Here is a 13561-nt window from a genome sequence, read left to right as displayed (position 1 = left end):
AAATAAGGATAATAAAACAGTGTGGCAATAACTGCTTAAGTTCTTGCTACACTGTTCTTTGAAATTAATCAAGCCTAAAATGATTTGTTTAAAACACCAATTTTTCACCCTGCTTTTTTTATCTGTTATCTCCCTTCAAGGATATGCACAATTAGAAAATAAAGATAACCTGAAAGTGGGCTGGTCTACAGCCGACATTACCCCGGATTTGCCAGTACTGGTTGCAGGCCAATTTCATGCAAGACTTTCTGAAGGGGTAATGGATCCTGTAACAGCCACTATTCTAGCGCTAGAGTCAGGGAAAGGAGCAAATTCTGAGAAAACAATTTGGATAAGTTGCGACCTGGTGGGAATTAGTGATGGAATGAGGACTACAGCCAATTTCCGAGATGAAATAAGAAATAGAGTGGTCAAAGCCGTACCTTCAATCTTGCCAGAGCAAATAATTGTTAATGCTACCCATACTCATGCGGCTCCTTACGTAGCATCAACTGCTTCTGTAGAAAATATTTACGGGGTAAGTTTAGAGCAGATGGCAGATGGCAAGCCAGCATTGTCACCGGCAGCCTATATTCCATTTGCAGCAGATCGAATTGCGCAAGGGGTTATCAATGCCTGGGGTAAAAGAAAACCAGGGGGAGTGAGCCTCGGACTTGGCCATGCAGTCGTTGGATTGAATAGGCTTCAAGCCCTCAAACATGGTAAATCACGCATGTATGGCAATACCAATTCACCAGAATTTAGCCATATCGAAGGCCATGAAGATCACAGCTTGAACCTCATGTATTTATGGGATATAAATAAGCAATTGACCGGTGTAATTATCAATGTCGCTTCTCCTTCACAGGTAAGTGAACATTCGTATAAGTTGTCTGCGGATTTCTGGTATGATACTAAGCTTGCTTTGAAAAAGAGTTTGGGTGATTCCATCTACGTTTTGGCGCAGGCCAGTGCTGCAGGGGACCAATCTCCGCATGTAATGGTAGGTTCAAAAGCTGAAGAACGCATGCAACACCTCTTGGGTTTTGATGAAGATGGAACAGGTAGGGGAAGCATTGGGCAACGCAAGCAAATTGCCAAGCGTATAGCCGATGAAGTTGTCGATTTATTTCCCGTCATGAAGGCCAATATTGACTGGCAGCCTGAATTTAATCATGAAATGAAAATAGTCCCCCTTTCAAGGAGGCTACTCAGTGCAGAGGATGTAGCTAAAGATACAGAAGAGGCAAAAACCAGGCAGGCAGAATACGATAAATTAAAAGCTGAGCTGCGGGACAACCCAGCGATGATTAAAACCCCAAGATGGTACAGAGACATTACCGTAAGCTATAGCAAATTAAGAAGAGGTTTGGTGGTGTCTGAAAGGTATGAATTGGAAAAAGTTCAGCCTAAAATGCCGATTGAAGTGCATGTGGTTAGATTGGGTGATGCCGTTTTCGCTACCAACCCATTTGAGTTGTATGTGGATTATGGAACCCAAATGAAAGCCCGAAGTCCAGCCATCCAAACGTTTATTGTGCAACTTACCGGATCAGGTTCTTACTTACCAACCAAGCGTTCCATCGAAGGCGGCGCCTATGGTGCTGTTCCAGCGAGTACACTTATGGGGCCGGAAGGAGGGGATGAATTGGTGGAGGAAACACTTTCCATTATTAATACCATGTGGTAACCCAAGTATTACCACTTTAATCAGTAAAATTACTACCATGGATATAATTCATGGCTTCGTATAAAAATGGATCTGATAAATAAAATAAATCATTAATTTATCATTATGGAAAAACAAAAACTTATCGATTATCGAGTTTCAAAAATTAAGAATAACCTATTTTTAGCCATTTTATCCTTCACTTTATTTGTTGCTTTCCAGTTATTGCCAAATACCGTTTTTGGCCAGGACTTGTACATCGGTGCAGCTACTGTGGACATCACACCGAAGCTACCTGTAGCCGTAGATGGCCAGATGACAGTTCGTATTGCAAAAGTTGCTGAAACACCATTGACAGCCAATGTCATTGTTTTGGAATCAAAAGGGGCAAACACGACAGTATTGGTTTCCTGTGATATGGTCACCATCCCCACAGAATTAAAGGAAATGATTCAAAAGGAGGTGAAAAAAAGCCTGCCTGAATTAGATACAAAAAAAATTATAATAAATGCCACCCATACCCACACAGGTGGCGTTGTGAGAGACAATCGATACAATATTCCTGAAGGAGTTACACAGGTTAAGGATTATTTGAAATTTGTATCAGATCAGGTAGCTAAAACCGTTGTGACTGCCTTTAACCAGCGAGAACGGGGCAGTGTATCTTGGGGCATTAGCCATGCAAAAGTAGCCTACAATAGAAGAGCTGTTTATGAAGACGGCTCCGCTAAAATGTATGGACGTACCCATGAAGCCAATTTCATTAAAGTAGAGGGTTTTGAAGACCAAGCCATTCAATCTTTGTTTTTTTGGAATCAAAAAGGAGAATTTGTAGCCACTTGTATCAATGTACCAAGCCCAGCTCAAATAGTGGAAAATAGGTCTACAGTAAATGCAGACTACTGGCACCCTGTTCGAGAGGGACTTAAGGAAAAATACGGTCAGCAATTGGTAGTGGCAGGCTGGATAGGGGCAGCAGGTGACCAAACGCCTAGACCAAGATATGACGAATTTGCAGAATGGAGGATGATCGCTTTGCGCAGTGAAAAAAAGAGTCCTGATTTTGCTGCTCATTCTGGTGAAGTAAATTTTAGAAATGAATACCACCTAGATGAGATCGCAGGTAGAATAATACGTGCTGTAAATGAAACCTATGAAACGGTAAAAATTGACAAGCATGATGCTCCTGTTATGAAGCATGAGGTGAACAATATTGAGCTCCCAATGCGAGTGGTAACCGAAACAGAATACAACCATGCAATTAAAATGAGGGCTGAGGACATGAAAGATGCCGAAAGTGCTCAAAAATTCAGCCGTAGAATTGTCTGGTATAGTAAAGTTGTAGATCGTTATGAAATTCAGAAATCAAATCCACAGCCGATGTATCCGGTAGAGCTTCATGCATTGCGAATTGGTGATGTTGTGATCTGTACCAACCCATTTGAGTTATTTACTGAATATGGTATACAAATGAAGGCCAGAAGCAATGCCATGCAGACCTTTGTGCTTCAATTGGTGGGACCAGGTAATTACCTACCGACAAAAGAAGCCGTTCGTGGTGGGCATTATTCTGCGATTGTGGAAAGCAATGAAGTAGGGCCTGAAGGAGGACAGATTTTAGTGAACTGGTCTGTAGCAATGATCAATAAGCTTTGGCCGTAATAATCGGGATACTTATTGGGATTAAGATCCTTCATCATTGAACTGCAATAACATGTTAAAGAAAATTTTCAAAAAAATAGCAACAGTCACTGGTTTAACCCTTTTTCTAGTTGCTCCTGTTGTGGCTTCACAACTTTATATAGGGTCTCGGACGGTAGACATTACGCCAGAATTGCCTGTTGCGGTAACTGGTCAGTTCCATCTGAGGATTGCGGAAGTGGCAGAAACCCCTTTGGCAGCAACTGTTTTGGTGATGGAAACCAGGGGTACCTCTGGAGATCTTGCTATCATCGTTTCATGTGATGCCCTATATATTCCTACAGATTTGGTTGCACTTGTAAGGCAGGGTGTGAAAAGTCAACTGCCTGAAATCGATGAAAATAAAATTTTCCTTAATGCGACCCATACCCACACTGCTCCCGTTTTGGCCCTGGAGGGAGAATATTTGATTCCTAAAACAGGGGTTACTCAGGTCAAGGATTATCGCAAATTCTTTGTGGATAAAGTGAGTACCGCCATTGTCGATGCCTGGAAAAACAGGGCCCCAGGATCTGTGGCCTGGGGAATGGGTTATGCTGTGGCTGGTTACAATAGACGGATTGTATATGCGGATGGTACTTCAGGCATGAGCAGTAAAACCAATTTACCTGAATTTAGAAGTTTTGAGGGTTCTGAGGACCATAATATCAATACCTTATTTTTTTGGGATGAAAAGGGTAAACTAGTATCCATGGTTGTTGGTGTGGCCAGCCCTTCACAGGAAGTGGAAGGCCGCTATGCCGTCAATGCAGATTTTTGGCATCCAGTACGGGAAGGTCTCAAAGAAAAATATGGTAAAGACGTCAATGTTTTGGGCTGGGCTGCGGCCGCTGGTGACATTACTCCGCATATGAGGTACAGAAAAGATGCCGATGACAGGATGCGAAACCTTAGAAACCTAAGTAGAACAGAAGAATTGGCTCGAAGAATAATTCTTGCAGTAGATGAATCTTATGACGCAGTAGCAGAAGAGAGGCATTCATCCCCCGTGTTTGAGCACTATGTAGAAGAATTGCCTTTGCCTGAGCGATGGGTCACTGAAAAAAACTACTTGGAAGCCAATGCTTTTGTCAAGAACGCTAAAGAGCAAATAGCCGAGGATCCTAAAGCGGCAGACGCCCTTTACCGCATGATGAATTGGCAGGAAAGAACGGTGAAACGCTATGAAAAGCAATTGGAAAATCCAAAACAATTGTACCCAATGGACCTGCACGTAATCAGGTTGGGAGACATTGCCATTTGTACCAATGAATTTGAACTGTTTTCGGATTTTGGCATTCGGATGATTGCCAGAAGCAAAGCTTTGCAAACCTTCGTGATCCAGCTCGCAGGTAGTTCAGATTGGGGTTCTTATCTACCGACTCAGCGTGCTGTAAATGGTGGGGCTTACAGCGCAATTATACACAGCAATATAGTAGGACCTGTCGGAGGACAGGTTTTGGTAGACCGAACTGTGGAGGTGATTGATCAATTATGGAACAAAGAAGTTAAACAATAAACAACAAATATTATGGTGAAATTATGTATGTTATTGGCCATGACCTTTTGGTTAAATGTGCCTTTGCAGGCCAATGATTTATACCTGGGAGCAGCTACAGCCGACATTAGCCCCGAGTTACCGGTGGCACTTATGGGACAGTTTCACATGAGAATTGCAGAAACGGCGGATACCCCTTTGTATGCAGGTATAGTGGCCATCGAATCAAGAGATGGCCAGACTGGATTGGATACGGCAGTTTTTGTTTCTTGTGACCTGGTGTATATTTCCGCCCGCTTGCGACAGGAGCTGAGGGATGAGGTAGCCAAACGAATTCCTGGCTTTAATGTAAATAAAATCATCGTCAGTGCAACACATACCCATACCGCTCCGGTCTTGGAAGATGATTTGGAAGAGTCCTCTTTTATCTATCCGATTCCAGAAGAAGGCGTAACCAAGGTAAAGGATTACCGGGCATTATTTGTTAGAAATGTAGCAGATGCCATTGAAGATGCATGGGCAAACCGTAGCAAAGGAAGTGTGACCTGGGGAATGGAACGTGCTGCGGTTGGTTACAACAGACGTACGGTCTATAAAGATGGCACAAGTGTAATGTATGGCAATACCAATAAAGAGGAATTTCAAAACCTTGAAGGTTATGAAGACCACGACATGAATGCCTTGTTCTTTTGGAACGAAGCAGATGAGTTGTTGGCCATGAGTGTAGATGTGGCCTGCCCTGCACAAGAGTTTGAACACAAGACCACTGTCAATGCTGATTATTGGCATCCAGTAAGAGAAAAATTGAAAAACCGTTTTGGGCAGAAAGTAAGTATTTTGGGTTGGATTGGAGCCGCAGGCGACCAATCTCCACACAGCATGTACCGAAAAGCTGGATTGGCCAGAATGCAGGAACTTGCTCAAAAGACCCGTATGGACGATATCGCTGAACGAATCATAAGAGCGGTAGAAAACACCTACGAAATTGTAAAAAATGACCGCCATTCCAATGTGGTTTTCCATCACGAAATGGAAAACCTGGAACTTCCAATGCGAATCATTACCAAAGAAGAATACATTGAATCAGAAAAGGTAGTCAAAGATTGTCAGGAACAAATAGCTGCAGACCCGGATAAAGCCCCATTGCTATATGCCAAAATGACATGGTTTGGAGATGTTTTGAAAAGGTACAAAGCACAACAGAAAAACCCTGAAGCCACTTATTCTTCAGAAATTCACGTGTTGAGAATTGGCGATGCAGCAATCGCCACCAATCAATTTGAATTGTTTACGGATTACGGAATCCGCATTCAGGCCAGGAGCAAGGCTTTACAAACTTTTGTTGTTCAGTTAGCAGGTCCAGGAACCTACTTGCCTACAGAAAAAGCCATTGCAGGTGGAGGGTACAGTGCCGTCTGTCAAAGCAATGTGGTAGGTGCAGAAGGCGGACAGGTTCTGGTGGATAGAACGCTGGCGATTATTGATAGGTTTTGGGACGAAGAAAATGCCGTTCGCTTAAAGAAAAAATTGTAGCTCCAATAATATTTATACAAAAATACTGGAGATTTTAGTCAAATAAATAATGAAAAACACACGATTGAGTTACCATCTCATTTTTTTATACCTTTCTGCCATTTGCTTTTTACAAGCCTGTGGAGGGGACAGTAGCGGACCTTCTACGGATGGGTCGTTTGCCCCCAAAGATGCCATTGCCACTTTCGAGCTTGCGCCAGGTTTTCAAATGGAATTAATTGCCAATGAACCATTGGTCAGTGATCCGGTGGATATGGAAATTGATGAGTTTGGCAGGTTGTATGTAGTTGAAATGCCCGGCTACCCAATAGACAAAAGCGGTACTGGTCGGATCGTATTGCTGTCAGATTCAGATGATGATGGGGTGATGGATAAAAGCACGGTTTTCGCAGACAACCTGGTTTTGCCAAATGGTATTTTGAGATGGAAAAAAGGGGTGTTGATTACAGATGCTCCAGATGTATTGTACTTAGAAGATACTGATGGAGATGGAGTAGCAGATGTTAGGGAGGTCATGATGACAGGTTTTTCCCTTTCGAATCCTCATGTAAATGTCAACAATCCGGTGTATGGGTTGGACAACTGGATTCATTTGTCCCACCTGGGTCACATTGGCACTAGAAAATATGAGGAAGAGTTTGGGGACAAAGGTACTACCATTGTTTTTCCCAATCATCCTGGGAGCACCGAATTGCCCAAAAATGCCAATGGACATTCTGTTAGGTTCAGACCTGATATTCATGTGGCGGAATTGGCTTCGACCCGTTCTCAATTTGGCCATACTTATGATCGCTGGGGCAGGTATTTATTGACACACAATCAAAACCATATATACCACGAGGTCATTGCAGCACCTTACCTTTCCCGAAACCCAGGCTTACTTGTATCCAATGCAAGTGAATCCATTTCGGACCATGGAAAGGAAACAGAAGTTTTTCAAATAACCACTAACCCAGATCGTCAGCTTTTTACCCCGGTAGGGTTGACGACTTCTTCTAGTGGTATAACGGCCTATCTTGGTGGTACTTTTCCGGCCCCATTTGACAACGCCGTTTTTGTGTCTGAATCCGTGAGTAATCTCGTGCACGTGGACATTTTAAAGGAAAAAGGAGCCACTTTCGTTGCCGAAAGATTAAGGGATAACAAGGAGTTTTTGGCCTCCAAAGATTCCTGGTCCAGACCCGTAAACATGTATGTGGGACCTGATGGAGCATTGTATGTGTTGGATTATTACCGCAGGATCATTGAACATCCTGAGTGGATGTCTGATGAAGCTGTATCTGCCGGTGGGCTTTCTGATGGGGTAGGCATGGGGAGAATATATAGAATTACCCCTAAAGGTACCGGTAAAGCAGATTGGACTTCAGGACTAACTTTCGGAGATGAAAGTCCTCAGGAATGGGTCAAGCACCTTGCCAGTAAAAACAACTGGTGGAGAAACAATGCACAGCGACTACTTGTCACAGTCCAAAGTCAGGAGGTGATTCCGGACTTGGAAAAAATGGCGAAAAATCAAGAATCTGCCGAAGGACGATTGCATGCTTTATGGACTTTAGAGGGTTTGAAAGGCCTAAGTACCGACCTTATCATCGATGCGCTAAATGATACGGAAGCTGGCGTCAGGGAAAACGCTATCAAGCTGGCCGAAATGCACTTAAGCGAATCCAATGAATTGGTTGCTGCGTTGCTTGAATTAAAATCGGACCCAAATGCCAGAGTAAGGTTTCAATTGCTCTGCACTCTGGGATTTATAGAAACACCTGAAGCGGCACAAGTAGCTGAAGAATTGTTGTTTCAAGACTTGTCAGATGAATGGGTACAGATCGCAGCACTTTCTGCGTCATCTTCCAAAAACACCCCCTTGTTACGAACAGTGCTCAAGCGCTATGACAAGGAAGTGCCAGCCTATGGCAGTTTGATCCGTAGATTAACAGCCATGATTACAGCAAATGAAAATGAGGGAGAAGCAGAAAAACTGCTTCAATCTGCCCTCAATTTATCCGGGAATAAGGGATGGGAAGCCCCTGTCCTGGACGGAATAGCTGATGGGATCAAACGGAATGAAAATAATGAAGAAGTACTTTCAATTTACTTGGATAAAATAGTTTTAGCCTTCTTTGAGCATCCAGATGCCAATCTAAGAAAGTCTGCCTTGAACCTGATTAAAACCATGGACTTTAAGGATGAAGCCTTACTGAAATCCAGCATGGACAAAGCCATGGCCATCGCCACAGACCAATCCATTCCGGAGGGCAGGAGAGCAGAGGTTCTTAGGTTTCTTCCAGAAGGTGACGTTGCACCTTATGCGGAGCAGTTGAAGGGTATGATTGCTACCACTGAACCAATCGTTCTTCAAATTGCGGCCATGCAAGCGCTGGGAAATATCAAAGGAACCGATGTTCCGGAGTATGTCCTTACGAAATGGAATTCCCTGACCCATGAAATTAGAGATGTGGCCCTAACTACATTTATGAGTGATATCGAACGGGTAAAACTATTGTTGGCCGCCATACAATCAGGAAAAATCCCAACCGAAGCAATTGGCTGGAAAATGCGGGTGCAGTTAATGAACAATGGAGACGAGCCTACCCGTAATTTGGCCAGGGAACTCCTGACCAAAGATGAAGGAGAAGAGATCAATAAAAACTATCAAAAAGCACTGGAAATAAATGGTGATCCGATTGCTGGAAAATCGGTGTACATCGAAAATTGCGCTCTCTGCCATCAATTTAGAGGTAAGAATGGAGTGGCTTTTGGGCCTGACCTGGGTACTTTGCACAACTGGCATCCAAAAGACCTTATGGCCAATATTTTGGATCCCAATTTATCAATAGCGCCTGGCTTTGATTTATGGGAAGTGACATTAAAAGATGGCGAAACAATTCAAGGAATGATCATGAATGAAACTTCCGCTGCGATAAGCCTTAGAACTTCTCCAGGAGTTGAAAAAACAATTAACAGACAGGATATAGAAGCCATTAATGGGATGAATATGTCCCTTATGCCTGGCTTGGCAGGACAGCTTGACCAGCAAAAAATTGCTGATTTGATGGCCTTTATACGAAATTCAGAATAAAGAAAAATTTAATACATCGAAAGCAAAATAGAAGACTATGTTAAAGAAATATTGGGTGTTTATAGCTTTGCCAGTACTGTTGCTTGGTTTGGCAAGTATGGTGAAAAGTCCTACACATGAATTGTCAGTTAAAAAAAGTGACTGGAATATTGGTGTAGCATTGTATTCCTTCAATAGGTTTCCTTTTCCGACCACTTTGGAAAAAGCAAAAACAACTGGAGTGAAATACGTGGAAGGCTTTGATTTTCATAAGTTGGGTGGAGACTTTGGTGACAAGACCATGTCAGACCTCAGCCCTTCAGATGCAAATGCGGTAAGAAAGCTTTTGAAAGAAAATGGCTTAAAAATGAAATCCATGTATGTGGGCAAAGCGAATGACAAGGAAAGTTGGCAAAAAGCTTTTGAACTGGCCAAATCCCTAAAAATTCAATACCTGGTAGCGGAACCCAAAAGAGAACATTGGGACATGGTTGACCAGCTTGCTGGAGAGTATAAGATCAAGATCGCCTTACACCAGCACTCCAAAGAAGCCGGTAGTATTTACTGGCATCCGGATTCTGTACTGTCAGCCATCAAAAACCACCCCAACTTTGGAGCATGTGGAGACTTGGGGCATTGGACCAGAAGTGGGCTAAACCCAATAGAGAGCCTTAAAAAACTTGAGGGGCATTTGATCAGCCTTCATCTCAAGGACCTGGATGCTGCCAAGCAATCCGCCAATGATGTGATGGTGGGTGAAGGTATAATTGATTTTGAAGGAGTAGTCAAAGAGCTTAAAAGACAGCAATTTGATGGTGAGATTTATGCAGAGTGTGAACACAAAATGGAGGACAATCTTGAAGATGTCAAGCATGCTGTCAAGTATTTTGGAAACCTGACTCCTTGATTTAAACCCAAAATAAACCAATACTATGAAACGGAGAACTTTTTTTAAGAATAGCCTTGTTGCAGGTGCCGCTACTTTTGCGGGGCTTAGTTTGCCATTAGGGAGAGAGGCAGTAGCAAAGGCCAGCCCTTTTAATATGAAATTTTCACCTGATTTTGGGTTGTTTGCTGACGTTGCTGGAAAGGCACCGGAAGACCAGATAAGGTGGGGTCATGACAATGGATTTCACGCTTGGGAATGTACCTTTTTGCAAAGACGTCCATTGGAGGAACAAAACAAGATCAGCAACACGCTCCAAAAACTGGGAATGGATTTCGGTCAGTTTGTAGGTACAATGGATTTTAAGCAGGTAACTTTTGCGGGAAGGGATGAAAGCATCAGAGACAATGTACTCAAGGAGGTAAAGGCTTCTGTGGAAGTAGCCAAGCGGATGAATACCAAATTTATCCACAATGTACTAGGAATGGCTGATCCTCGCTTGCCCTGGGATTTTCAACTGGCCAATGCCACGGAGCTTTTAAAGCGGGTTGCGGAAATCTATGAGCCTCATGGATTGGTGATGGTAATGGAAACCATGAACCATAAAATAAATCATCCGGGCATGTTTTTGCATTCTCTGCCTCAGTCTTATGCCATGGCCAAGGCCGTGGATAGTCCAAGTGTAAAATTACTGTGTGACGTCTACCACGTGCAAATCCAGGAAGGCAATTTAATGCCTAGCATTGATTATGCCTGGGATCAAATTGCCTATTTTCAGATTGGGGATACTCCCGGTCGTTTTGAGCCCATGTCTGGTGAAATCAATTACAAAAATTTATTGCAACATATCTGGGACAAAGGATACCGTGGCTTTTTAGGTCTGGAACATAGTTCCAGTATGCCAGGAAAAGCAGGTGAGTTGGCTGTTTTGGAAGCATACAAACAAGTTGACCCATCCTAAATCCGAATACGCAATAGCAATTCTATTGTATAACCCGAGTTAAATTTTAAAAATAAGCTATGAAAAAGATGCTATCAAAAAGAAATAGGCTGTCCGCCAAAAACATAAGGCTGCATGGAATGACCATTTGTATGGTGGTTCTTGCCTATCTGGTTTGTATTCCTGCTTTTTCTCAAGAGGACAAAAGGTTTTTCCAGGCAGGAGCACACAAAAGCAACATTACGCCAAAATTAGGTGGACCGATCATTGGCAACTGGAATTCTCCTCCTGCAGAATACGTTCATGACGAGCTGTATGCACGAAGCATTGTATTGGATGATGGCGAAACAAAATTGGTCTTGGTGACGGTGGACAATGTAGGCGTCGATCAGGATGTATTTGATGCTGCCAAGCAAACCATTGAGGAAGCTACGGGCATTCCTGCATCTCATGTTTTAATTGCTTCTACCCATACGCATTCGGCCACTAGTGCCCGCGGGGTAGGTAATAAAGGAAGAGAATGGCACAAAGGAGAGCCATTGGATGAGTACCAGGCTTTTATGGCGAGCAGAATTGCCGATGGGGTGCAAATCGCCTTAAGAAACCTGGAACCTGCCAGAATTGGCTGGGGATCCGTGGATGTACCACAACATGTATTCAACAGAAGGTGGAAAATGAAACCAGGTACACCAGTACCAAATCCTTTGGGTGGTACTGATATTGCGAAAATGAATCCAGGCGTAGGGAATCCTGATCTTTTGGAACCTGCTGGCCCTACAGATCCGGAAGTATCCTACCTTTCCATTCAAGCAATAGATGGAAGACCATTGGCCTTGTTGGCCAATTACTCTTTGCATTATGTGGGAGGCGTTCCTAAGGGGGATATCTCAGCAGATTACTTTGGCATGTTTGCTGATAAAATACAGGAATTACTGGGCGCAGACCGCCAGAACCCTGGCTTTGTGGCCATGATGTCCAATGGTACCTCAGGAGACATTAACAATATTAACTTCCGTGGTCCTAATGTAAAACACCCTCCCTATGGTAAGATGAAGGTGGTGGCTGATGATGTTGCCAATGCAGTGATGAAAGGTTACAATGATATCAGTTATCACGACTGGGTTCCTTTGGGCGCCAGACAAGCTCAATTAAACCTTAAGGTGCGTAGACCAAGTCCAGAACTGGCCAAATTTGTCAAAGAAGTTGATGCCAGACCAGAATCAGTTAAAGGAAGACATAGCCTTGAAAAAACCTATGCAACAAGGATCAAGCAGATGGAAACCTTTCCAGATGACATTGATGTAATCATACAAGGTTTTAAAATTGGTGATTTGAGTATTGGTGCCATTCCTTTTGAGACTTTTGTTGAGATTGGTTTAGAATTAAAGGAAAAAAGCCCAATGAAGGACCACTTTACCATAGCCTTGGCCAACGGGCTCTACGGTTATCTACCAACACCTGCCCAACATAAATTGGGTGGTTATGAAACCTGGTTGTCTACGAATAGGGTAGAAGAAGTTGCTTCTGACAAGATAATCGCCCAATTGTTAGCTCTTTTTAACGATTTGAATTAAGGGAAGACTTTCAATAGTCATTTTTACGTACTGAATTAGCCATTAAATAATGGTGTTTGACTTCACCATGGAGAGGATTTGACTCTTTGTGGTGAAGTTTTTTTGGTTTGTAGGGGTTGAGATTCTTTTGAAAATAATTTGTAGTTTAGATAATATTGGATTTTCATGAGTAAATACAACCCAAATATCCACCATCGTAGGTCTATCCGTTTAAAGGGATACGATTATGCGCAAGCAGGATTGTATTTTATCACAATATGTTGTCAGGACAGAATTAGTCGTTTTGGACAGGTTGAAAATGGGAAAATGATATTGAATGAATATGGTGAAATCGCATATGATGAATGGTTAAAAACACCAGAAATACGCAAAAACGTTGAATTGGGCGAATTTGTAATTATGCCAAACCACATCCACGGCATCATCGAAATACACGATATGGGCAATAAGGGCGAATTGAATTCGCCCAATAAAGTCAGATCGCATGATTGTAGGGGTGTTTTGAAAACACCCCTACAATCCCCATCAAATAATATTGGGGCGATTGTTCGAGGATATAAATCATCTGTTACCAGACAAATTAGGTTGTTGGGATTTAATGAAAAATTATGGCAACGCAATTATTATGAACGCATCATCCGCGATGAAAAAGCATTTCAAAATATTTCTGAATACATAAAAAATAACCCAGTCAAATGGATAGGGGATAAATTTTATTTGAAATGAACATGGAAATTCCTGTCTTGG

General features: G+C 42.7%; 9 protein-coding genes. All 9 read left to right on the top strand.

Annotated elements, in window-relative coordinates:
* Nucleotides 1-79: 79 nt before the first annotated feature.
* On the top strand, nt 80-1669 hold the full coding sequence (locus AC0L7T_RS17345; RefSeq protein ID WP_473336971.1) for a hypothetical protein: 1590 nt from the start codon (nt 80-82) through the stop codon (nt 1667-1669).
* A 105-nt stretch (nt 1670-1774) separates the two neighbouring features.
* Nucleotides 1775-3310, top strand: a complete 1536-nt coding sequence (locus AC0L7T_RS17340) for a hypothetical protein (protein ID WP_473336969.1) — start codon at nt 1775-1777, stop codon at nt 3308-3310.
* Between the two features lie 52 nt (nt 3311-3362).
* On the top strand, nt 3363-4847 hold the full coding sequence (locus AC0L7T_RS17335) for a hypothetical protein (RefSeq protein ID WP_473336967.1): 1485 nt from the start codon (nt 3363-3365) through the stop codon (nt 4845-4847).
* 12 nt (nt 4848-4859) lie between these two features.
* The gene (locus AC0L7T_RS17330; protein ID WP_473336965.1) at nt 4860-6359 is read left to right on the top strand and encodes a hypothetical protein; all 1500 of its coding nucleotides are present in this window, start codon (nt 4860-4862) and stop codon (nt 6357-6359) included.
* Between the two features lie 49 nt (nt 6360-6408).
* Complete coding sequence (locus AC0L7T_RS17325; RefSeq protein WP_473336963.1) at nt 6409-9435, top strand: PVC-type heme-binding CxxCH protein; 3027 nt, start codon at nt 6409-6411, stop codon at nt 9433-9435.
* Between the two features lie 37 nt (nt 9436-9472).
* Entirely contained in the window at nt 9473-10321 is an 849-nt protein-coding gene (locus AC0L7T_RS17320) for a sugar phosphate isomerase/epimerase family protein (protein WP_473336961.1), read from the top strand.
* A gap of 25 nt (nt 10322-10346) precedes the next feature.
* Nucleotides 10347-11261, top strand: a complete 915-nt coding sequence (locus AC0L7T_RS17315) for a hydroxypyruvate isomerase family protein (protein ID WP_473336959.1) — start codon at nt 10347-10349, stop codon at nt 11259-11261.
* Between the two features lie 59 nt (nt 11262-11320).
* On the top strand, nt 11321-12814 hold the full coding sequence (locus AC0L7T_RS17310) for a neutral/alkaline non-lysosomal ceramidase N-terminal domain-containing protein (protein WP_473336958.1): 1494 nt from the start codon (nt 11321-11323) through the stop codon (nt 12812-12814).
* A 165-nt stretch (nt 12815-12979) separates the two neighbouring features.
* Nucleotides 12980-13540: a transposase gene (locus AC0L7T_RS17305; RefSeq protein ID WP_473336956.1), complete on the top strand. Its 561-nt coding sequence runs from the start codon at nt 12980-12982 to the stop codon at nt 13538-13540.
* The last annotated feature ends 21 nt before the right edge of the window (nt 13541-13561 follow it).

This window comes from Cyclobacterium sp. 10D3-21, from assembly GCF_055809755.1.
The sequence above is the reverse complement of the archived record's forward strand: the minus strand, read 5'-3'. Positions and strand labels throughout refer to the sequence as shown.

Excerpts from the sequence above, each read along its gene's own strand:
- AC0L7T_RS17330 (WP_473336965.1), top strand. The coding sequence starts at position 4,860 with ATGGTGAAATTATGTATGTTATTGGCCATGACCTTTTGGTTAAATGTG.
- AC0L7T_RS17305 (WP_473336956.1), top strand. The coding sequence starts at position 12,980 with ATGAGTAAATACAACCCAAATATCCACCATCGTAGGTCTATCCGTTTA.
- AC0L7T_RS17310 (WP_473336958.1), top strand. The coding sequence starts at position 11,321 with ATGAAAAAGATGCTATCAAAAAGAAATAGGCTGTCCGCCAAAAACATA.
- AC0L7T_RS17340 (WP_473336969.1), top strand. The coding sequence starts at position 1,775 with ATGGAAAAACAAAAACTTATCGATTATCGAGTTTCAAAAATTAAGAAT.
- AC0L7T_RS17320 (WP_473336961.1), top strand. The coding sequence starts at position 9,473 with ATGTTAAAGAAATATTGGGTGTTTATAGCTTTGCCAGTACTGTTGCTT.
- AC0L7T_RS17335 (WP_473336967.1), top strand. The coding sequence starts at position 3,363 with ATGTTAAAGAAAATTTTCAAAAAAATAGCAACAGTCACTGGTTTAACC.
- AC0L7T_RS17315 (WP_473336959.1), top strand. The coding sequence starts at position 10,347 with ATGAAACGGAGAACTTTTTTTAAGAATAGCCTTGTTGCAGGTGCCGCT.
- AC0L7T_RS17325 (WP_473336963.1), top strand. The coding sequence starts at position 6,409 with ATGAAAAACACACGATTGAGTTACCATCTCATTTTTTTATACCTTTCT.
- AC0L7T_RS17345 (WP_473336971.1), top strand. The coding sequence starts at position 80 with ATGATTTGTTTAAAACACCAATTTTTCACCCTGCTTTTTTTATCTGTT.